This is a genomic window from Pseudobutyrivibrio sp. (assembly GCF_017471675.1).
Taxonomy (GTDB): Bacteria; Bacillota; Clostridia; order Lachnospirales; family Lachnospiraceae; genus Pseudobutyrivibrio.
The window spans coordinates 33525-57497 of record NZ_JAFUSK010000076.1 but is presented as its reverse complement, the minus strand read 5'-3'; the positions used below and the strand labels follow the sequence as shown (position 1 = coordinate 57497).

Sequence of the window (23973 nt, the reverse complement as noted above, 5' to 3'; positions counted from 1 at the left end):
TTATCTTTTTCCTGAATTCTTTTTTGCATAACGTTCTTTTTCGAAATAATCGTAATCCGCATGGGATGAAATGTACTGTTCCATATCAACCTTGTTTACAATTGTTCCAATAAGGTTTACACCAGCTTCTTTTAAAGTATTAGCTGCTGTAATAAGACCATTTTTAGTAGTTGAATTAATAGCTGAAACTAGGATAGTAGCATCTGCATTAACAGCCATAACCTTAGCATCCATAGCAGCATTTACCGCTGGCATATCATATATAATAAAATCAAAGGTGTTTTCAAGTTCAGAACGCACTGTATTCATTTTGTTAGAGCATAATAATCTAACTGGATTATCAATAAGCTCTCCACATGGGATATAGGATAAATTCTCTGTAGTAGTTTCTGTTATAACTTTATCAAGTCCGATTCTATCCATAAGATAATCTGAAAGACCTTCTGTAGTATTTTCATTAAGTCTCTTATAACGATTCTTCTTACGCATATCACCATCTATAAGAACTGTCTTGTATCCTGAACTAGCAAGAGCTGCTGCAAGATTGATTGCAACTGTTGTAGTACCGTCACCGGCTTCACAACCACATAAAACAAATGTCTTATAACCTTTTTGTTTCATCAAAATATGTATATTCATAACTGACTGATCAAAAGCATCATTCAGTACATAGTTATCATTTCTATATATATCTAACTTTTTCAAAACAAACCCTCCTATTCCTTATAATCAGGTATGATTCCGATAACTGGAATACTTTCTCTGATAGATGCCTCTCTGATAGTTCTAACTTTTCTATCAAAGATTTCACAAATAACTACTAATAAACAAGCAAGTACAAAACCAACTGCTGTAACCATAATTCTGTCCTTCCATGCTTCAACAGTTGCATTGGTAGATTTAACATATGTGTATGCATTATCCAATGTCTTTACAGAATCTGAATTTAAAATGCTATTCATTTCAATAGCATAAGACTGTGCCATCGCATCTGCCATTTCCATAGCAAGCGCTGGTTCTGTAGAAGTAGCTGTAAATGTAATGATTGTAGCAGAGCTATTCATAAAGCTTGAAATAGATGAAGATGTTTTACTTGTAGTAGCAGACGAATTTACAAAAGTAGCTTCTTGTACATCTGTCGCTGTAATATCACTTCTTCCTATAATAAGAGCTGCACGCTGACTAACCTTATAAGACTTAGCAACATCAAGATAAGCATTCATAGCTGTAACTGCATTTGAAGCATCTACGTATGAACCATCTGCTGCAGCATATACTGTAGCTACAGCTGTGTATTGATCCTCACCAACATTGAGTGTTAATCCAATTCCAACAGCAAGGAATAAAACTGTAATCAAAGCAATAACCTTACGTTTCTTTAATAATGCACCTAGGCATCTACCCACATCAATTTCTAACTCGTTTTTATACATTTTAAAAATATCCTTCCTTTTCTTTCTATGTGTATTCACACTTTTCACATTGTAGATGATTATAACATCAAAATCCAATATTTGTATACTGATAAAACCTCGATAAACTACTACAAATTTTTTTATTTTTTGTTGATTTTCACAAAAAAAACACAAAGTTTGTCTTGATTAAATTATAGTACAATATACTCACTATATATATTGCGTAACTTTTATCTATTTTGTAAAATAATTTTACTGTAAAAAATATGTCGGGAGTGTTACATGAATAAACATGCATATTTAATAATTGCCCATAATAATTGGGAGCAATTACATTTTCTTATAGATGTCCTTGATGACCCAAGAAATGATTTTTTTATTCTTATCGATTCAAAAGCCTCAGACTTCAATCAAGCCCGCTTTTTATCCGAACGTAAATATAAAAATCTTTATTTTGTCGAACCCATAAATATTATTTGGGGAGATTACACACAGATTGTGGCAGAGTTTTCCTTATTGAAGGCTGCCACCTCTTCCTATATGTATAGCTACTATCATCTTATATCTGGCTCTGATATGCCTTTAAAGAGCCAAGACTATATTCATAATTTTTTCATTAAAAATGATGGATATGAATTCGTCGATTTTGATTCTTTTGATGACATTTCACTGGCTTCAGCGCGAACCAGATATTACTATTTCCTACAAAAACAAACGGGGCGAAAAAGAATATCCGTAACCAAAATTCTGCAAAAAACACTTATTTTAATCCAACAATTAATACACATTAATCGCTCTAAATCAATCGAAAGCTTTTTAGGTAAAGGTTCAAACTGGTTTAGTATTACTGATAATTTTGCAAGATACATTGTTAATAATGAAAATTTTATTAATAAATATTTCACTAGAACCTTTTGTTGTGACGAGGTATTCATTCAAACATTACTAAAGAAATCACCATATAAAAATAATTGGTATGGCTTTACAAATGATACTATTCAATATCAAAATCTCCGATATAATGATTGGAATCGAGGGAAGCCATACACATTTAGAAAAGACGAATTCTTTTCACTTACCAAAAGTCCTTATTTATTTGCTAGGAAATTTTCAAATGATATAATTTCCGATGATATTTTGCAACATTTTACTCAAAAAACACCTAGTAACCATTGAGGTTTCTAGCGATTGCTACAAATTAATACTCATAAATTAATTATTTGTTGATTTTTTTATGTTTCTCCTTGAATATATATATATATAAGTTTATTGTTAGTAGTTTTTATTACGTAAATATTGCAATTGGGCACAATTGTTACTTTTTTTCTATTTTAGCAAAGACCATTTGCTTTTATTGCAATAATTTCGTAATATATTGATAAAATAATTTTATATTGACAACAAGGAGGGCTCATGCATGAATAATTATTTTAAGCACAAGGAACTATATACATTTATCTTATTAACAATCATTTTATTATTATATAATCCTTTTAATCATAAAGACGTTGATGATAATATATCCGTAACACATTCTGAATATGATAATCGGATTAATTTTACAAGCAATATTGCTCAAATAAATTCCCTAGATGAATTACGTTATGCAAATGTAAACACAGGCGTTTCAGTTCAAACCAGTGGATATTATAATTACGGGGACGGTGGTGCTGCAACATACCTAATTACAGATTCTGCACCTTCTTCCCCAGACGATATATTCGTTATTAAATTGAAAAACGGTAAATACGCCAACCTTCTATATGATAGTAATACTATTTTAAATGTTGCTTGTGCTGGCATTTTTCCTGGAGCAGAAATCTCTGATAAACTTAACCAGCTTATAGAACTCTCTTCACGTAACAAAATTTATGGTATTCAATTTAACACTGGAACATATCTAATTGATAAACCTATAAAGCTTAAAACCTTAAACTATTATGGCCAAGCTAACGCTGTTCTATCTGTTACTGAAACTTTTTCACCATCGGGGGATTGGGTTTTTTCAAATATTCATAGTCCTAGTATTTCATTAACACTAAATAACATTAATTTTGAATATAATACTTCTGCAAATCATCCTCTTTCCTCTGCAGAATCTACTCTTTTTCAATTAACCGATGTAACAAGCTGTACTATGAAACATTGTTCTTTTATTGCTAGAAACAGAGATGCTGCGACTACTAATATTCCCGTTAATCTGCTTTGGTTTAAGCACTGCAATGTCATGGACAATATAAACATATACAAATGTACCTTCGACAATGAAACTGGTTCTGGCAACAACAACCAAAATCTTAGAGGTGGATGTCTATGGTTTAATGGGCCATCTGGAACCACGTCTAAAAAATTTTCAAATATAAATGTTATAGGTTCTACTTTCACTCACACTACAAAAGATGAATGTATTGGTTTATGGAACGGTAATTTTAACACTATTAATATTTCAGACTGTATTTTTAATATTAATGAACATTATAATGAAAATGTAATCTCCCTATCAAAAGGCGAATTTCATGGACTAGGCATAAACACTTGTAAGTTTTACATTAATAGTATGAGTAATAAGGTAATCAAAATTACTCAGTTAACTCATACATCTGATATTAGATTAGCATCATCATACTTTAAACTATACGGATGGAATTCCGACCCATATACTAATACCTACGCAATTATATTCCTATATGAAAATAATACACAATCAAAACATAACATTACCTTAGAAGGAAATGAATTTTATTCTAATAATATTGTCTCGTATAGGGCTCTTGTATGTTGCAAAAATGTTAATACATCAATAGTTAATATCATCAACAATTATATTGATGCAAACTTTCTATTTGGAATAGAGTATCTCGATAATACTACTAACATAATAAGTAATATTAATGGTAACAATATAAAAACATTAGATTACATTGCAACAACCTCTAATGTTAATAATTGTCCGTTCTATGTTTCTGATAATAAGCTAAATAAATCAGTTTCTTTGCTTATAAGAGACAAGAGCATACTAAGTATAAATACTTCTAGCAATACCCTACATTCAAGAAGTTTCACCCCTGAGGTTACTTATAAAAGCAGTTCCATTAAAGCTGGCAGCACAATATATCTGAATAATAAGTAAGTATATAATATAATTGGTAATCGAGTAGGAGGAAATTCTCTCTGATGAGAATTTCCGACCTCTCACACCACCGTGCGTACCGTTCGGTACACGGCGGTTCAATCAACTTAACAAGTAACACACCTTTCGGTGTAATAGTCTAACATTGAGACTAATCCAAATGAGGCCAGTCTCTTATTGTTTATTGCTACATTCACCGCTCCCTTGTTGCAAACATAGGCTATTCTATGACCTGTGTATGCAACTCGTCTTGCAGTATCTCTGTCAATTCCAAGTTTTACAAGGTTCTTTTCACGATTCTGTGGAGTTTTCCAGTGTTTCCAAATGCACATGCGGAGTCTGTATCGGATGTGTTTATCCATCTTCATACATAAAGTTTTCATACTTCCTATCTTGAAGTAGTTAATCCATCCTCTGATGAGCTGATTAAGTTTCTCTACTTTATAGCTGTTGCTAACGCCCCAGCTACGACATGTAAGTTCTTTCATCCTCTTCTTAAACTTCGCTACCGATTTTGCATGTGGTTTTGCCTTGTACTGATGGGCTCTTGAATCAAAGTAGAATCCAAATCCAAGGTATTTTAGTCCACTTGGTTTGTCTACTTTACTCTTGGTCATGTTGACCTTGAGACCTAGTTTCTCCTCAATGAATCGAGAGATATTTCTCATAACTCTATTAGCAGACATTTCACTACCAACCATGATGATACAATCATCTGCGTATCTTACAAAGTTAAGCCCACGCTTTTCCATCTCCTTATCAAGTTCATTCAACATGATATTTGCCAGTAATGGCGAGAGATTTCCTCCTTGTGGTGTTCCCACAATAGAGTCCTCGTACTCATCATCAATCATGATTCCACTGACTAGGTATTTCCTAACGATAGAAATAACATCTCCATCTTTAATAGTTCTACCTATGATGGTCATAAGTTTATCGTGATTTACTGTGTCAAAGAACTTTTCCAAGTCAATATCTACAATCCAATCATTACCGTCATTCATCATGTCGAGCGCTGTTAGGATTGCTTGCTGTGCACATCTATTAGGTCTGAATCCATAACTGTGGTCATGGAATTGTTCCTCATAGATTGGTGTTAAAACCTGTGCTATGGCCTGTTGTATAAATCTGTCTGTTACTGTTGGTACTCCTAGGTTTCTGATGCCACCATCAGGCTTTGGTATCTCCACTCTTCGTACTGGCTGAGGTTTATACTTTCTTGTCCTCAACTGTTCCTTGATGATATCGCCGTTCTTTTCAAGATGTTCCTTGAGTTCTGTGTACTTCATACCGTCCACTCCCTCTGCACCTTTGTTTCGTACGACTTGCAGATATGCTCTGTTGAGATTATCGCTGGATAGTATCTGCTCCATTAGACTACTTGTGTCCATGCGTTCTTTCCTTTCCGCCCCGCTTGATTTGACCACCCTTATCCCGATTGGATACGGCAGATGTTGTCATTTCTGCAACACGAGACATACTCAAACTTATTGATTGTTCGCCCCTTCACTCCATCTCCATTACAGAGATTTCTTCACTACTATGGGCTCGGCTGACTTCTCACAGTTCGTTGTTACTAGGCTAATGGAACCTCTGTGAGACCTCCACGCTTAAGGTGCACGCTCTTTCTCTCCATATATCCGCCACATTTACTCTGCTACTACAAATGTGATAGTTATTAGACTTCGTTGTTTTCGGCCAACTTGTCTCTCGTAGCCTAGCCTTATATGTGATTTCTGTCCGTCGGACCAGAGATTTGCTTACAGCTTCCTTCAGATTCCACCTCACGATGGACACCCTACTACAATGTAATTGTTGGATATATAAAAATATTTATCATTCAGTTTTCCAACCTCATTATTAAGCTAAAATGAGAGGGTAAATGGTTTATCGGGGACACCCTTGGGCTATAACGCCCGTTACGCAAGACTGATATCCATCCTCTCGTTGCAGCGTTCGTTTTTAGCAGGTTGGGCTTCACGCTCGTGTCACTAAGTAGATTGAATCGTAATGAGTTCTGAATGGTTACCATTTACAATTACAACTCACAAAGGAGAATGTATTATGAATTCAGTAGGAATTGATGTTTCTAAAGGAAAAAGTACTGTTGCCATCATGCGTCCTTTCGGCGAAATCGTTGCTTCACCTTTTGAAATCAATCACACAGAAGAAGATTTTGAAAAGCTTGTTTCGCAAATCAAATCTCTTAAAGGCGAGTCTAGAATTGTTATGGAATATACAGGTCGTTACTATGAACCACTTGCTAATTATCTGTATAACTCTGGCCTCTACATTTCAGTTGTTAACGCCATACTTATCCATGATTACGACAACTACAGTATTCGTAGAGTTAAGACTGACAAAAAGGATGCTATAAAAATCGCAAACTACGGATTGAATCGGTGGCTTGATTTACCTGAATATATACCAGAAGAAGAATTACGTCAGGCTCTTAAAATCTACAACCGTCAGTTCACGCAGTACACCAAACTTAAAGTAGCTTTGATAAATAATCTCATAGCTTTATCAGATCAAACATTTCCTGGTATTGATGGATTGTTTGGCAAAACACCACGCAAAGATGGTCACCAAAAATGGATTGACTTTATCAAAGATTATTGGCACAAAGACTGTATAACCACAAAAACAATTAAGTCACTTGAACGTTCGTACCAGAAGTGGTGCTCTAAAAATGGTTATCACTATCAGTCAAACAAAGTTAATGATATTTACCAATTAGCCAATCAAAAAGTTGCAAGCATGCCGGCAAATGCTAATACAAAACTCATAATTACAGAAACTGCCAAAGAACTTATTTCTTTGATTGACGCTTTAGAAAAAATCCGTCAAGAGATGAACCGTATTGCGTCTCAATTACCTGAATATCCTGCAGTCATGTCTCTTCATGGAGTAGGAACAACATTAGGACCACAACTTATTGCTGAGATTGGTGATATCAGAAGATTTCATAGCCGTAAGGCATTAATAGCATATGCCGGTATCGATTCTTCTCCATATCAATCAGGAACCATTGATATAAAGAGTCGTGGTATATCAAAGCGAGGCTCTTCGGCTTTACGTAAGACACTTTTTACAGTTATGGATTGTATCCTTCGACATCAACAAATCGATGATCCAGTCTATCAGTTTTTGGATAAAAAACGAGCTGAAGGAAAGCATTACTATGTCTATATGATTGCAGGCTGTAATAAATTTTTAAGAATCTATTATGCAAGAATAAGTGCTTACTTAAACTCTATTTAAAAACAAATACAAAAATATCAGATTCTCTTTGACTGGCTATTTCAGGCAGTCTATTTCTTATGCTCTAAAATCAAATATACTAACTTTCATATATATCACTTGACAACTCTTAGCAGGTCTTGCTGTTCAGCTATACACTTCCCACTATCTGGGCGTGTTCGGGACTTTCACCCGTTAGAGCGCGCCCATGGCGCGCAAACCAAAAAAAGCAAGTTCCGGATTCACCAGAACTTGCTTTTTTACTACTGTCTAGTTATTATCGCTTTCTGAAAATAAAACATTACTCTTATTTTTTGCTGAAGAATGATAATTAATTGAAGGATTTCCCTGCCCGTCAAAATCATTATTCTGAACTACACAATTCAATGTATTTGTCTCTTTAACTAATACTTCATTTGAGCTAACTATAGTATTATCAAAAATACCCAATTCACCGCCATCACAATTTGATGCGGCAGCAATATATGAAGCATTATCAATACTATTTCCTCTTATTTCTGCATCAATATCTTTAGATTGATTAATATAAATCATTCCATAAACCAAAGGACAAGTAATATCATTATTACTTAATTCGATTTGATTGCTAGTATTATTTTTACAATTTATAAGAGATCTATATTCAGTATCATTGTCTGTACTAATTGTATTATCCTGTACCACCAATGTAGAGTTAGCCTTATCATCGATTAATAGAATAATACTCTGTGTAGTAGAATATGGATTTCCTCCATCTGCATTTAATGATAAATCATTTCCAACTATGTCTATAGTTGAATCCGAAGAAATATCACCTATCTTAATTACAGCATTAGCCTTAGAATAAGAGCTCAAATCATTATCTGCAAACAATACATTGGTGAACTGTCCTCTGTAAAATGTAATAATATTATTAGTATTATGTTCGCTAGATTCTATAGTATTGTTATTTAAGGTTACATTTTTAAACTTTCCACTCCATATACCAATAGCTTCATCATTTGTTGTGTGATTAAAAATACAATTGCTTATTTCTATATCTGAAAACTCATAATTAGTCGTACCAGATGGTCCGCTCATCCACAAACTACCTCCTCGAAGCATTGTATCTGGAGAAGAGCCCACTCCGGTGAGATTTTCAAACACGCAATCAGTTATAGAGATATTATTCATCTTTGGAGTATGCATAAACCATAATAAGTCTATGGCAATGTTAGCTTCAGGTGTATTATTCACAGCTCTAAATGAACAATTATTGATTGTACACGAGCTAATGTTTGTTAACGCCATCAAAACTGATTCACACCTTGATAATGGATGTGTGTTATCTGTTTCATAATCAAAACAAATCGAATCAAAGACAAGGTTCATATCTGTATCAGAACAAACAAATACCGCTGTTCCAGAACTCGAATAATCATGCGCTACACTCAATACGCTTTCACCATTACCATATACTTCCAAGCCATCATACAAATAGATTTTCTTTTCTATATAATAAGTTCCCGAATTAAACTCAATTCCTCTAACTCTTCCTCTACTATAATACATTAATGTATTAAGTTTAGCACCAATATTCTCCTCTGGATAAATACCAGCCGAAGCAACGTTAACTATAGTATCCTCATCAAATACCATTTCAGCGTACAAATGTCCACGAATAGGAATAACGTAAACATTGTCTGTCTTGTATTCAGACTTTTGAACTATTCTGTATGTAGCGCCTCCATTATCATCTTCGTATCGATATCCAGCTGTACTCACAATCCAACCTACTTCCAAGTCGGTTTGTCGCATATCCTCCACCGTTGAAAACTCAAATCCATCATATACATCTCCGCCAGACAGAGGAACACTTGGGTCTACTATCACTGCTGGATTAGAAGGATTATCCCTACTAATATCCAGAATAGCCACCTCTAACAAAATAGCCACTAGCAGCAATACAACAATGCTATTAAAATACTGTTTTTGATTTTTATCCATAAGCACACCCCAATCCTTTCCCGACAAATGTTTTTGTCGTGCTAGTGTTTTTAGTATATAAATAAATTGTGATTAGTTTGTAATTAAACGGTGTAGTATATATTTTCAGAATGTTAAATAAAATATTATGTTTCCTAATGTGTTGATTAAGTTACAAGATATACTCTAATACATACTTTTTGTGAAATAGTGACATGATGCAAATAAAACATTTTATTGTACAAAATCTCCATCAATAAAAAATAGACTGTAACTCAGATTAACAGAACTACAGTCTATTGCGCAATTATGAATTATGTTTTTATATCAAACTGTACTACCATTCATTACTTGTGATACGAAATAGTTCCGCCACCACCAGAAATTACATATGTCTCTCCAACCACTAAATCTCCCATTGAGCTCACCAAAAATAAAGCTAAATTAGCAATCTCTTCTGAAGCTGCACATCTTCCCGCTGGATTTGTTGGATTGTATAAAGACTCGTCCCCTTCTTTTTTCATCATGGGGGTTGCAACAGGACCAGGAGCAATTCCATTACATATAATACCATATGGCAATAATGTATCTGCTAATCCCTTAGTAAATCCATTTACAGCCCACTTAGAAATCTGATATGGCTTCCAAGCTGGTCTTAATGATGATGCTGATGAAATATTTAAAATATGACCCTTGATTCCTTTTTCAATCATATGTTTACTAACAACCTGACTAGTAAAGAATAAGCCCTTTAAATTTGCATCCATCAATGTGTCCCATTGTTCCTCCGTTACATCAAGAAAATCAACTGTACTGATAACACCGGCAGCATTAACAAGAATGTCGATAGATGAATTATCGAACATATTTGCAATCTCTGGAATTCTTGTTCTAATCTGATCGATATTAGAAATATCAAGAGCTGCTCCACGGATGTTTTCACCGCCCATTTTCTTAGCAGATGCTTCAGCCTTTTCCTGACTTCTACCTGTAATCACAACATTACATCCACTATTTCTTAATGTATCAGCAATTGCAAGTCCAATTCCGCCAGTTCCACCAACAATAACAGCATTTTTACCTGCTAAAATCTCATCCTTATCTGTTGGAACTATTACTTTAGTAATCTTTTCTTCTTTTACTGCACTTTAAATCTGCTTAACAAAATACAAAAACTTTGTTTTAACGCCCATTATTCTCTCCTCGATTTTACCGAATTACTCTTTAATGATGTTCTTAATCTTCTTAAGTTTATTTATGTTCTTCTCGCCAAGAATATCCTTTGCAATCTTCTTCTGGTTGTTTGCCTGAAGAATAGAACCCTGCTTCATATTCTTTGCAATGTGAAGAGCATCGCTCTCATCCTTACTGTTAGTGAATACTTCAAATAAAATTGGCTTATCTGTACACTTTGCCTGTGTGAAGTATGCAATACTCTTTTCGAAAGACTCTTTATCACTAGCAGAAATATACTCAAATCCAAGGTTCTCTGCATAATTCTTTACAAGTTTTGGTGACTGGTTACCAAAGTGACCTGCTGCTGCAATGTACTCATCAGTCTCATCACCAAGAGCATATGAACCTGGTGTCCAATAATTCTTAAACTCTGTTCCACGACCATTGTTTACTAAGATAATTCTTAAGTTATTACCAATATGTCTGTTACCGATAGAGTTTAAATCATAGAAGAATGCTAAATCACCAACAACACAGAAGATAAGCTTCTCTGGAGCTACTAAAGATGCTCCAACTGCAGATGAAACGATACCATCGATACCGAAACCACCTGTATTTGAAAATGAAACCATGTTGTTCTTTCCAGCAAAATAGTTCCATGTTCTTAACGAATTAAGAATTGCTAAATGTAACTGTGCATTATCTGGAAGCTTGTCAATTGTCTGGCTTGCAATCCAAAGATTTGAGAATGGCAACTCGGGTAATCTGTTTAATAAGTCATCACATTCCTGCTTGCAGCTCTCGTAATATCCAGAACCAACATTTTTCTTAGGATTCTTTGCATAGTACTCAAAGAATGTCTTCTCATCCATTTCAAAAACATTCTCAAGCTTATGGAAGTAATCTCTAATCATTCCATCAAGATTTACTCTCCATACACGCTTAATATTGAACTTATAATATGCTCCAGATACATCACCGATATGAATTAATAAATCAATCTTTGTATTGTCTGATGTGTAGTTATCTTGGAATAAGATGCTTGGGAAAATTCTATATTTTCCAAAATAGTTACTAGTATGATCCACAAAAACAAGAGCGTTGTTCTTCTCACAGAAGGCATCGATTGCATCCTGTAATCCCTTGTCCATCTTTCTATGGGCTCCAATAAATACAGCTACCTTTTCACCTTCAATAGCTGGCAAAGTATCATTAACAGTATATCTGTTAATAACTCTTTCAGTCTTTAATTCTTTAACTGAGAAGTCATCACTCCACTGTGCAGCGAGGTTAATGTGAGCTGGGCCGCCACCATTTTTCTTTAATGCTAAAATGGCCTGATTAATTCTGATATTGCTACCCCACTCATCGTTATAAGAATTGATAACTGGAATATTTACACTTTCTACAACAATATCCTTTGGAACGGCGCTACGATCAATAGCCTGTGGACTAAGCTGTCCCATATTACCCCACTCCTGAGCAGAAGTAACGGCCAAAATTGGTAACTTTCTATAATATGCCTCTGTAAGACCTGGCATATAATTTCTAGAAGCAGTAGCTCCTGTACAGCTGATTACAACTGGCTCATTTGTCTCCTCTGCAATACCACATGCAAGGTAAGCAGCTGAACGCTCATCTACACATGAATATAACTTAAACCATGGGTCATGCTGAAAACTAGCTACAAGAGATAAGTTTGTACCTCCTGGGCTAGCAACAACATACTTAATACCATGCTGCTTAAGCAAAGAAATTAACATTAACTGGTTTTTTTCGTTTGAATAGTAATTCATTTTTTCCCTCTCTAAACTATAAAACTAACACCCTATTTTGATAAAGACTTTCTTTTTATCATTCCAACAGTCTTAACAATTAATCTTTTGTTAACAACGAAAGCATAAATTGCATACAGAACAAAAGCAATAATATATACCACTAACTTATCTATAAAGTATGTGCTATATCCAATACCCATCATAACTACACCTGAAAGGAAAAGCTTCTTGTTAAGCTTAATGTTAAACTTACGCTTAACATCAATAGTTCTAACTATAAAAAGAATAAGATATGCAAGAACAGTTGAGATAGAAGCTGCATATAATCCGATTTTTGTTATCATAGCAAGGTTTAATGCGATATTACAAATTGCACCAAAAACTGTAGTTCTGGCTATTGTTGCTGTATTCTTAACGGCCACATAATAAGCACTAATCAAACCTACCATTGATGAGAAGAATGCTCCCATAACTAACAATGGAATCTGATAAAACGAATCATGGAACTTCTGGTTTACTAGAATAGAAAAAGCAAATGGCATTACATATATAATACCGTTGGCAGTAGTTATACACAAACCAATAACTTTATTCTGCATGTCTGTATATTCTTCACTAGCACCCTTATCTTTAAGGTATAATGCTACAGATTCTGTCCATGAAAGATTGAAAATATTAAATAGTGTAGTATAAATTCCTGAGAATTTATTAGCTGCAGAGTATATACCGTTAAATCCAACTCCTAAGAATCTTAAGATAATAGTTCTGTCAGATGCATTTAATATCCACCATGAAATAGCATTTGGAACTAATGGTGCTGAGTATCCGACATACTCCTTAATCGAACTCCACTTTACTGCTCTAAATGATAAATACTTTCCAAGATGTATGCTCTTTGCAACAAATACTGCAGCAATTAATTGCGAAATAATCATTGCAGCAATCATTCCGGTAGCACCCATTCTTAACCATAAAATAAATACGATATTTAATGTCACCTGACCAGCCGCTGATATAAAGCTACCAAAGGCATAAACCTTATTAATACCAAAACCTCTAGAAATCTGAAGAAGCATTGTTACAATAAGTGTCGCCCATAAATTAGCCAATAACAGGTAATTATAACCAGTATTAATGAAAAATGATATTACAACAAATACACCACTCAATACAACAGACATCAGTAAAGTGATTGACATGATATCAGATATAATATCGTGTTTCTTTTCATCAGAATCTCTAACATCCAGAAGAAATCTAAAAAGTGACTGCTCCATTTGGAGTGTAAATACAGGTAATAAAAGCTGACCATATGTTACAACCAAGTCAACTACACCATATTCCTGTGTTGTTAATATAGCTGTGTAAAAAGGCATCAGCAAGAAACTAACAAGCTGAGTACACATTTTACCAAATGATATTATCGCTGTATTTTTAATTAATTCTTTACTTTTATTTTTTTTTGCCATAATCTAATCTTTCAATTCTGCCTAAATGTTCTGCTGGAGCATCTTAGCAAGTGCATCCTGTGATTTTTCTTTAATTGCCTCTAGCTTATCATCAATTGTTGTATGATTTACTTCTGACTCTAATGTTGCAGCTAAATCATCTGAAGAAAAATCTTCTTTAATTAAATATTTCTCTGCACCACATACTCTAACAATTGATTCAATCTTTGGTAATCTTGGAACTATAGCGAGCTTTTTAGCATACATCATTCCAAAGATACAACCATGGAATGTTGCTACATAAGCACACTCAGCCTTCTTCATAAGGTATGGGAAATCTAATGCCGATGTAAAAATAGTCATATCTGCAAAGTCTGCATCCAAAGATACAGATACAATCTTTAAATCGTTTTTTTTAGCGTACTCTCTCAACATCTGCTTCTGCTTTGCAGTATACACATAAGAGTAAACTAACATATATCTTTCTGGTAAATCATATTTTTCAGAGGAATGCTTCTCTGTTTTAAAGTTCTTACTTCCATAAAGAATTGTAGGATCACATACGATATTATCCCAAACATTTCCTTTAGACTGCTTTAATACCTCTAAAGTATTCTCATCCCTTGCCAAGCAGTACTCAAATGTACTTAACCACTCAGCTTCATCGCTATCAAGCTGTTCGAATTTCATATCTCCACTACTTATAGCGTATGCATACTTCTGAATGTTTTTCGCCCAGCGGCATGTGTAAAAATCAAAATCTATGTCTTTATTATTCTTATTCCAAATTTCATCACTACCACAGATAATACAATCACAATTAAGAGCTTCCTCTTTTGAAATAACATTTAAAAGCTCCCAATCTTTTACTGATACTGCAAGTCTTTCATTATTAATAGTACAAGCTCTTTTGTACCTCTTATATCTGCTATATTTTCTTGGCAAATTCCAAAATGGAACTTCCTTAACCTTACTATTTGCCAAAGCAATTTTATTGAAACGACCTACAATATCTTCTGTAGCCATTCTCTCAACAAAGTAAACTTCATGACCTAAATCCTCAAGGGATTTCTTTAAAGCGTAAGCCTGCAAGAATGACCCAAAATTTACAATACTATCGTAAACTGTTACTACTGCAATCTTCATTTAACAACTCTCTCCTGTCGATGATTCATTCCCCATTACAGAATAGTAATAGAGAACAAATGATAATAATAAATAATTAGGGTAAGTGGCAAGATTATCTGTGGTCCAACAAATTAATGTAAGTGTTAAAAAAGCAAGATAACGAACTGCATTTTCCGCAGAATAATCCTTCTTTAAACGTCTTGGGATAATACATATCAACGAAACAATAAATATAGTAAATGGTATGAATCCCAAATCTATGTAATACTTTAAGATATCATTATGGAATCCTGATGTACCTACAGCTCCTGAAATCAGCTGACTAATCATTACAGAATGAACAAAACCAACACCATGACCAATATATAATGGACTCATTGTATAATAGCCAGCTAACTGACCATATAATCCACCATTAGAAAATGTTCTACTGTTCAATTCAATACCAAGCGCCATTGCAGATAATTCATAAAATGGACTATTAACAAAGAAGAGCCAACCAAAAACAATAATCAACAATCCTACTGCCCAAATCCATATCTTCTTTTCATGTTTCTTAAAATATAAATACCCTAATAAAGCAAATGCAACTGAAGCAAATAGAATTCGTTTATTACCTATTACAAAATATAATAGCGTGACGATTATTTTTTTCTTATCTGTCTCCTTATAATTTATTAAATAATAAATTAGTAATAAACCAAACATAAAGGTTACTTCGTGAACCTCAAGTGTCTTTGACATCATCTTCTCTTCCATCTCCATAATCTGGAAGATTCTCAGATATCCGCCCGGACCATATTTGACTCCAAACATAATAATATAAAAAGTATAATTTATTACACTTGCCATATAAATGAAATCAATTACTTTTGTCCTATAGATGTAAAAAAAGACATAAGCTATTGTACATGGAATAAACGCATCAGAATTTTCTCTAATAGTTGCTTTCCAACTAATACCACCATCGATTATTACTTCGAAAATGGACAAAACTGTAATAAACAAATAAGGTGATATAACTAACAAAAAATCCTTGTTAAAAATATTTTTAGGTTTAAAAATATATCCCTGCTTTGCCAATAAAACTCCACAAGTTAATATAAGAAAAATATTTCTAGAACGCTTCAATAAAGCATAGTTGGCCGTGCCAAAATTTGTCTGCGTCCAGAACAACATTGCTGTAAGCAAAGCAACTACCAAGATGTCTATAACATCAATATTCAATTTATAATATTTTTGTATTTTCATACGATTTCCTTACAAATGTATCTACTACTTGTTCTTCCAATAATTAACCTTGAAGTTTCTAAGGCGAATCATGAACTCAATATCCAAAACTCCATTTTGTGCTTCCTGGACAAGCTCTTTTGCTTTTCCAAGCTTCTTGTCCTTTATTGAGTCATATGTCTCTTTACGCTTAAAATCCTTCTTATACTGCTCGCTGTTAAGATACTGCTGAATCTCATTTTCTGAGATTATCTTTTTATTCTTATAGCACTCACATAATAAAGTCTTTAATAAGTGCTGCTTTGTCTTCTTAACATGAGAAATACTATTTGGATTATCTCTATACTTTAATAATGGTTCTCTGACGTTTGCCACCTTGAATCCCATTAAAACTGCTCTCTGGAGATAATCTAAATCTTCACATGAATCAATGTCCCTGTATCCATTTAATTTTTCAGGCACTTCTTTCTTCATAAACCAAGTAGGATGTGCAATGATACTGTTGTAATTCATAATCTTCTCACAGTATTTTGCATTTTCAACGCCTATGTTGGTTTTTAGAATCTCATCATCATAGAAAACGTAGAAACCTGCACCAACAAGATCCACATTCTTCTCCTTGATGAATTTCATCTGCTCTTCAAATCTATTTTCCAATGCAATATCATCTGCATCTATTCTTGCAATGTAATCACCTGAACAAAATGTGAGACCGCGATTTAAGCTCTTAACAAGACCCATATTCTGCTCATTTATATAAACTTTGATAGTGTCATTCTTAGCCTGCTCAGCCTTTAGAAAATCTATCATCTCATTATTATTAGGATTATCCACAATAATAACTATTTCATCTGCTTTTAATGTTTGATTTAGCACAGAATTCAAAGTTAATGATACCCATTCGATTGGTTCATTATAAGTGCACATTAAAACACTAATCTTTTCCATTTTTACTCTCTCCTGTATAAAAACTAGCCCTTTAAACTAACCAATAACTCAATTAAAAATACCAATTTGAACTTTATTGCAGAATAAAGTAATCTAGGCTGAATTGGCATCTTATTAATTGGATAATCGTGCATAACTTCCTGAACCAAAGAATCAGAACAATACTTCTTTAACTGTCCCTTGCAATCAACATCTTCTCTTGCTTTGAAAGTAACTTCCTGTCTAACACAAACCATCAAATTGTTCATGAAAGCACGTTCACATCTATGCTTAATTGCCTTGTTATCAAACACATTAGTCTCTTCTACAAGCTTTTCGTACATTCTCTTTGATGCCTCAAATCTATCCTTACGATAGCTTGTTGTTAATGACGCACCATTGTAGCAATAGTAATATAAATTCTCATGTATTACTGCCACTTTCTTTATGCACTGAACCACATGGATTCTGAAGAACATGTCCTCATTCAAATAATCACGTTCTGAATAGAACTTAAGATTATTATTTCTGATCACTTCTGCTCTATACATAATTCTCCATGCAGACATTCCGATTCTAGGCGCACCAGATTCACACTCTGCCTGAGCTAAAGTATTGAGAAGAAAATCATTTATAATAGCTTCGCCTTCATATTCATTCTTTAAAGCGCTTAAATCACTTTCAACAATTTTGCCATTAATATCCTTCTTGTGACCAAAATAACAAATGTCAGAAGAAGATTCTTCAAGACGCTTTATAGCTTTTTCGCAAAGAGTATTTTCAATATAATCATCTGAATCCACAAAAAGGATATAATCACCTTTTGCATATTCTAAACCAGTATTTCTAGCATATCCCAAGCCTTCATTTTTTTCTTTATGAACAACCTGGATATTATCACGCTCCTGAGCCCATAAATCACACATAGCCCCAGAGGAATCCTTGGTTTTATCATCAACCAGGATAATCTCAATATTTGAATATGTCTGATTGATAAGTGAATTAACACATCGATCTAAATATTTTTCAACATTGTAAACTGGTACAATAATTGATACTAGCTTTTCCAAGAACTTATCCTCCAATATAATTATCTAATAATCTCTTTCAGGTCATTTAGTGCTTTAGCCCAGTCATACTTTTCAGCTATGATACTAGTATTAACACTTGTTTCTTTTGAAACTTCATTAATGATGCCCTGAAGATTATTCATTTCTTCATTAGATACTCTGTGGAATCCCTCGGCATCATCAAAATAAGCTATTTCTTTATATTTTGTAGAAATAATCTTACAATTAGTTCCAGCAGCTTCCAATACAGATAATGGTACATCTATACTGTTATTCTCAGCTACAATTGGGAATACATATATATCAGCAGCCTGATATATTTCTTCTATATTAGGAACATAATCCTCTATAATCTTTATATTTTTCTTTTTCTCCAGTTCTCTCTTGAGATCTAAATCCTTCTCTGTGACAGCACTGAATACTAAAACAGCATAGGTATCATCATCAATATCTAAGAAAACATCTATGTTTCTACCATGCTTCAAATGTCCAACGTGTAGAACAACCGTCTTATCAAGAGGTAAACCATACTTCTCTTTAAGAGCCTTCTTCTGATCTTCTGAAACAGGCTTAAACTTTGATGTGTCAACGCCAACCTGTACATTATGAACAGCTACACCTGGAATTTCCTTCTTAAAAAATTCGTAGGACTCCTGGCTAATTGTAATTACTCGGCATTTACTAGCCTTAAGCAGCCACTTAGTTAAACAATTCATGTTCCATCTTAATGAAAACAGAACGTTAATCTTCGAACCTGTTTTTCTAACCAAGTTAAAAGTCCTTACAGCAGATCCTAAGGTATTTGAGGCGAATGGGATATATAAAATATCTCCATTCGACTCAGAAATTGCATTATATAATTCTTTATTTGTATAAATCTTATTTGCGGAAATTTTATAATCTGCATAATCACAATCGCAATTAGCAGCCACAACAGTAGCCCCAGCCTTTTTCAATTTCTTTGAAATAGTTGACGCTACCTTTATACAACCCTCATCTAAATTATTTTTCAAGCAATCTGATATTATAACCACAAAAATACCTCATCTTAATTAGTTAATTTTTTTATTTATTCATCTGAGCTGCGATATCAGCGTCTACGATTTCCTCGCCAGTCTTATTCTTAAGCTGCTCCATAGAAGCTGCTGAAAGACCATTGTTTACAGTAGCACACATATCACAAGTACTGCACTTATCAAGATCTTCCTTTGTAACCTTGCCATCGCGAAGATCACGAACAATCTTGTTCTCGTACATGCTGTACTTCTTCTTTGTCCAGAACTTAGCCTTGTGACGGATTACCCACCAGAGTGGTACCCAGATGTACTTGTGCATTGCAGGTGAAACTGAACCAATCATCCAGCAATCTCTGTCACAGCATCTAACCTTTGAACGAACCTGCTCAGCCTCTGGAGAATTCCAAAGTTCATCCCAAGACTGGTTATTAAGGTTACCCATAACCTCTTTATCCTTTGTACCATTACATGGCATTACATCACCGTATGGATCTATGAAGAATGTATCAAATGACATATCACATGGAAGAAGTCTCTTCTGTCCATAAATGTAGTTGATAAGTCCGTGGTTGAAGTAAGCTCTGAACCACTTCTTAGGGCTCTTGCTTGCAAGAAGCTCGTTAACAAGGTTCTCGAAGTTCTGAGCAACCATTGGACGATCCTTGATAATGTTCTTTGCCTCTACAAAATAGAAGCTGTTGTGCAGAGATGCTGTAGCAAACTCCATACCCATCTCATCTGAAAGCTGGTAAAGAGGTACAAGATCTGGAGCGTTCATATCCTGAACTGTCATACCGAATCCAACGTCCTTCATACCCATCTCACGAAGAGTCTTAAGAGTCTGGTAACCTCTCTGGAAACCATTATCAAGACCTCTGATTTTGTTGTTTGTCTCCTCAAGTCCCTCGATTGAAATACGAATACCAATCTGTGGGAACTCCTTACATAAATCTACGATACGATCTGTAAAGAAACCGTTTGTAGAAATAACGATACGATCAGACTTCTTATAAAGCTCACGAACGATATCCTTGATATCTGTTCTGATGAAAGGCTCACCACCTGTGATGTTTGTGAAATACATCTTAGGAAGCTTCTTGATTGTCTCGATTGAAATCTCTTCCTCAGGCTTTGATGGTGCCTTGTATCTATTGCACATAGAGCAACGAGCATTACATCTGTAAGTTACAATTACGGTTCCGTTTAATTTCTTTTCAGCCATTTTTAATACTCCTTTTTCTTTAACTTAATATAACGTGTTGGATATACAATAAAATCCAAAGGTCTAATTTTTTCCATAACAATCATTCCAATTATTGGACCAACAAATGTTACTACCAATCCCAAAATAATATGGAGGACAGCATTATCTATTCCTACCTTAAATAAAACTATTCTAAATGTTGCCGCGAACAATGTATGCATCAAAAAGATAGGCATTGAATACTTCGCTATAACCGCAAATACCTTATTCTGCTCTCCATTTGAAAATATAGAATGTAAAATACTTGCTATTGCGTAGCACAATACAAGCCCCGCTACAAATGCTACCTTTGTATTTCCAGATAAATACATTTCAATATACACACTGCTAACAAGTAGTAATGCCAATATTATATAGCCGAACACGGCATTAACTAGTTTTATTACATCCTTTGCAATCGCCATTCCAATTACAAACCATACCCAGTTATCAAGAGTTCTATCTATAAAATATAAACCGGTTTCTAATCCACAAAATCTTATTATTTTAGCAGCAAATGCAATAGCTAATAGTATATACATCTGTTTTTTATTTTCTACAGTTACTGTAATCATGAAAATAAATAACAATGTATAAAGATACCAATATGGGGCTGTTGGATGTGCGAACAATATATATCCCAACCCATCAACCTTTGTATTTACCGAACTCGAAAATGCAGTCTTTAAAATCCAGGTCGCAAATGTAAATACAAAATAAGGAACACCAAATGCTATAAATTTTTTCTTTATATTGTTAACCCATGTAGCAACCGAATTCACTTTTGAATACTTTTGATACAAGAAGCCACTACAGATAAAAAATAGATTAACTGCATAAAACCTAGCTGTATGTTCAAACCACTCATATAAGAATGAATCTGAAACTAAATCCGCTTTCATCATAGATTCAAAGAAATGACATATAACAACAGCTGAAATAGCAAACACCTTACAATTATCTATCCAAATATCTCTATTTTTTTTCACACTCATATTCTAACCCTCGTAAATCTTTAATATTTTACCCAAATATTCATCAATAGTGTCAAAGCTTAATTCCTTACATGCATCATGCATAACCCTTGCTTTGCTATCATCCTGCCAGATTGTGTGGATAGCATCACAAAGCTGATCGACATCTCCGCTCTCATAAAGAAGTCCCGTCTCACCAACCTTGATGAGCTCTGGGATTCCACCGATGTTTGCACCGATTACTGGTGTACCATACATCTGTGACTCCATAACAGAGAATGGACAATTCTCATACCACTCTGATGAATAAACTGACATCTTAGCCTTGCGAATAAGATTTGATAAATTTTCTCCACTTTGAAAACCCACATTCTTGATGTTATCCACATCATTAAGTAAATCTTCAAGTGGACCCTTACCTGCAAAAATAAAATTCACTTCGGGCATTCTCTTTGCTGCCTCGATAAGTGTACGAATACCCTTTTCCTCAGAATATCTTCCAAAGTAAAGAACATAATTTTCCTTTTCAACCTCTACCCAATGTATAGATTCAATAAAATTATGAATAGCAACCGTCTTTTTTGCAAATAGAGGATTGCTATCAAGCTTACTCTTCATAAATTCACTACAGCAAATAAACTTATCAATATATTTGTATGTCCCCTTAAGCTTCCAGAATGAAGCTTCGAGTGTACCTATAAAACTTTTTGCTGTGCTTCCATGAATACATTTACCTTTTGTACAATTAATAAATTTACCAGATAAACATTTTTCGCAATTCTCATGAGTGTTTGGATTGTTACACATGTGGTTTGGGCAAACAAGCTGATAATCATGTGCTGTAAATACAATTCTACAGCTTTGTCCTGTCTGCTTTCTCCACTTGACTATTTCTAATATAATAGACGGTGTGAGCTGATAATTAAAATTGTTCAGGTGAACAACATCTGGCTTAAAATCATCTAACACCAACCTAATCTTTTGCCGAGCTTCCTTTGAATAAATAGTCTTCAAAGGATATGTCATCTTTTCAAACTTACTAGCATCATGAAAATCCATATCTGATGTGTAAGCATTTACCCTATTGCCAACGCAACGTCCCTCATGCTCCATACCAAAATACTGAACCTCATGTCCCTTGGCTGATAGTGCTTCTCCTAGCTTGAAAATATAAGTCTCCGATCCTCCATTAGGATATAGAAACTTGTTTACCATTAAAACTTTCATATATAACTCCCTATTAAATTAATTCATATTTTTAAGATAAAAGTTCATAAATTTCCATACTGATGAATTATACAACCTGGCGTTATATGTTGACAATTACTTATTAGTAAAAATATATGTATATTTTTTTATTTTATTGTGTAACTTTTCACAATTTAGCCACAATTATATTTATCATCTATCTTCTAATTCTCGCCATTTTTTTTAAACTATGATAATATGTAAAATGTTTTATTATATAAAAACGAAATCATAAGGAGCATAAATAAAGAATATGATTAAAAATATTTTTAGGAAACTATTATATGGATATAAAGCCACTTCCTCTACATACGAGAAACATTTACGTTCATGCGGAGTTCATATCGGAAAAAACTTCAGAATTTACCTTCCTACAGAAACTATCATTGATACTCAGAATCCTTATATGCTTAAAATTGGAGATAATGTTGCTCTCACCGGTCCTGTTACAATCATGACACATGATTACAGTTGGAAAGTATTCAAGAATATGGATGGAAGAATCCTCGGAAATCAACAACCCGTTCTTATTGGCAACAACATTTTTATTGGATGGGGGGCTACTATTTTAGGCGGAGCCATCATAGAAGACAATGTTATTATTGGCGCCGGAAGTCTTGTAACTTCACATTGCGAAAAGAACTCTGTTTACGCTGGTATTCCCGCCAAAAGAATAATGTCTGTAGAAGAGTTTATGAGAAAAAGAGCTAGCAAGCAGATAGAAGAAGCTAAAACCATCAGAGAGTACTATAGAAATAAATACCACAAAAATCCTGATATCAGATTGTTCAACTCTTATTTTCCTATTTTTACATCAAAAGATAACTTTTCTGATATAACAAACACTTTTGAAGACAGACTAAATCTTGAAAATTGCAAAGAGCTAAGCATTAAATATTTGAAAGAATCTAATTCAAATTACTATTCATCATTTGAAGATTTTTTAAATGATAAGTAAACGTTAAATCAACGTTAAATCAAC

Annotated in this window: 19 protein-coding genes; 4 read left to right on the top strand and 15 right to left on the bottom strand. The window is 34.0% G+C overall.

Going from position 1 to position 23973, the window contains the following annotated elements; translation table 11 throughout:
• Together IJ535_RS12270 and IJ535_RS12265 are read right to left on the bottom strand one after the other, a co-directional pair.
• A complete protein-coding gene (locus IJ535_RS12270) occupies window positions 1–705 on the bottom strand; it encodes a CpsD/CapB family tyrosine-protein kinase (protein ID WP_294303406.1) in 705 nt (234 codons plus the stop codon).
• A gap of 11 nt (window positions 706–716) precedes the next feature.
• A complete protein-coding gene (locus IJ535_RS12265) occupies window positions 717–1433 on the bottom strand; it encodes a Wzz/FepE/Etk N-terminal domain-containing protein (RefSeq protein WP_294303403.1) in 717 nt (238 codons plus the stop codon).
• A gap of 264 nt (window positions 1434–1697) precedes the next feature.
• Here IJ535_RS12265 and IJ535_RS12260 point away from each other — a divergent pair, with 264 nt between their 5' ends.
• Together IJ535_RS12260 and IJ535_RS12255 are read left to right on the top strand one after the other, a co-directional pair.
• Window positions 1698–2591: a beta-1,6-N-acetylglucosaminyltransferase gene (locus IJ535_RS12260; protein WP_294303400.1), complete on the top strand. Its 894-nt coding sequence runs from the start codon at window positions 1698–1700 to the stop codon at window positions 2589–2591.
• 241 nt (window positions 2592–2832) lie between these two features.
• A complete protein-coding gene (locus tag IJ535_RS12255) occupies window positions 2833–4545 on the top strand; it encodes a hypothetical protein (RefSeq protein WP_294303398.1) in 1713 nt (570 codons plus the stop codon).
• Between the two features lie 107 nt (window positions 4546–4652).
• Here IJ535_RS12255 and ltrA read toward each other — a convergent pair whose 3' ends face one another.
• Window positions 4653–5936 carry a group II intron reverse transcriptase/maturase gene (gene ltrA / locus IJ535_RS12250; protein ID WP_294303395.1) on the bottom strand — a complete coding sequence of 428 codons (1284 nt, stop codon included), beginning with the start codon at window positions 5934–5936 and terminating at the stop codon, window positions 4653–4655.
• Between the two features lie 673 nt (window positions 5937–6609).
• On the opposite strand from ltrA, the gene IJ535_RS12245 reads away from it, so the two are divergent.
• Window positions 6610–7809 carry an IS110 family transposase gene (locus IJ535_RS12245; protein WP_294303389.1) on the top strand — a complete coding sequence of 400 codons (1200 nt, stop codon included), beginning with the start codon at window positions 6610–6612 and terminating at the stop codon, window positions 7807–7809.
• A 249-nt stretch (window positions 7810–8058) separates the two neighbouring features.
• Here IJ535_RS12245 and IJ535_RS12240 read toward each other — a convergent pair whose 3' ends face one another.
• The 12 genes from IJ535_RS12240 to IJ535_RS12185 form a co-directional block, all read right to left on the bottom strand.
• The gene (locus tag IJ535_RS12240; RefSeq protein ID WP_294303387.1) at window positions 8059–9774 is read right to left on the bottom strand and encodes a hypothetical protein; all 1716 of its coding nucleotides are present in this window, start codon (window positions 9772–9774) and stop codon (window positions 8059–8061) included.
• A 326-nt stretch (window positions 9775–10100) separates the two neighbouring features.
• Window positions 10101–10844 carry an SDR family NAD(P)-dependent oxidoreductase gene (locus IJ535_RS12235; protein WP_294303428.1) on the bottom strand — a complete coding sequence of 248 codons (744 nt, stop codon included), beginning with the start codon at window positions 10842–10844 and terminating at the stop codon, window positions 10101–10103.
• Window positions 10845–10970: 126 nt separating this feature from the next.
• The gene (locus IJ535_RS12230; protein ID WP_294303385.1) at window positions 10971–12725 is read right to left on the bottom strand and encodes a thiamine pyrophosphate-binding protein; all 1755 of its coding nucleotides are present in this window, start codon (window positions 12723–12725) and stop codon (window positions 10971–10973) included.
• 32 nt (window positions 12726–12757) lie between these two features.
• Entirely contained in the window at window positions 12758–14176 is a 1419-nt protein-coding gene (locus tag IJ535_RS12225; RefSeq protein ID WP_294303382.1) for a lipopolysaccharide biosynthesis protein, read from the bottom strand.
• Window positions 14177–14197: 21 nt separating this feature from the next.
• Window positions 14198–15301 (bottom strand): polysaccharide pyruvyl transferase family protein, encoded by a 1104-nt coding sequence (locus tag IJ535_RS12220; protein WP_294303379.1) that lies wholly within the window; start codon window positions 15299–15301, stop codon window positions 14198–14200.
• On the bottom strand, window positions 15302–16534 hold the full coding sequence (locus IJ535_RS12215) for a hypothetical protein (RefSeq protein WP_294303376.1): 1233 nt from the start codon (window positions 16532–16534) through the stop codon (window positions 15302–15304).
• Between the two features lie 24 nt (window positions 16535–16558).
• Entirely contained in the window at window positions 16559–17461 is a 903-nt protein-coding gene (locus tag IJ535_RS12210; protein ID WP_294303374.1) for a glycosyltransferase, read from the bottom strand.
• A gap of 23 nt (window positions 17462–17484) precedes the next feature.
• Window positions 17485–18510 (bottom strand): glycosyltransferase, encoded by a 1026-nt coding sequence (locus IJ535_RS12205; RefSeq protein WP_294303371.1) that lies wholly within the window; start codon window positions 18508–18510, stop codon window positions 17485–17487.
• 20 nt (window positions 18511–18530) lie between these two features.
• Window positions 18531–19523, bottom strand: coding sequence for a glycosyltransferase (locus IJ535_RS12200; protein WP_294303368.1), 993 nt, complete (start codon window positions 19521–19523; stop codon window positions 18531–18533).
• A gap of 52 nt (window positions 19524–19575) precedes the next feature.
• The gene (locus tag IJ535_RS12195) at window positions 19576–20748 is read right to left on the bottom strand and encodes a radical SAM protein (RefSeq protein WP_294303366.1); all 1173 of its coding nucleotides are present in this window, start codon (window positions 20746–20748) and stop codon (window positions 19576–19578) included.
• A 2-nt stretch (window positions 20749–20750) separates the two neighbouring features.
• Window positions 20751–21764 carry an acyltransferase family protein gene (locus IJ535_RS12190; RefSeq protein ID WP_294303361.1) on the bottom strand — a complete coding sequence of 338 codons (1014 nt, stop codon included), beginning with the start codon at window positions 21762–21764 and terminating at the stop codon, window positions 20751–20753.
• A 3-nt stretch (window positions 21765–21767) separates the two neighbouring features.
• Entirely contained in the window at window positions 21768–22970 is a 1203-nt protein-coding gene (locus IJ535_RS12185) for a glycosyltransferase family 4 protein (RefSeq protein WP_294303359.1), read from the bottom strand.
• Between the two features lie 274 nt (window positions 22971–23244).
• Between IJ535_RS12185 and IJ535_RS12180 the strand changes: the two genes are divergently transcribed.
• Complete coding sequence (locus IJ535_RS12180; RefSeq protein WP_294303357.1) at window positions 23245–23949, top strand: acyltransferase; 705 nt, start codon at window positions 23245–23247, stop codon at window positions 23947–23949.
• The last annotated feature ends 24 nt before the right edge of the window (window positions 23950–23973 follow it).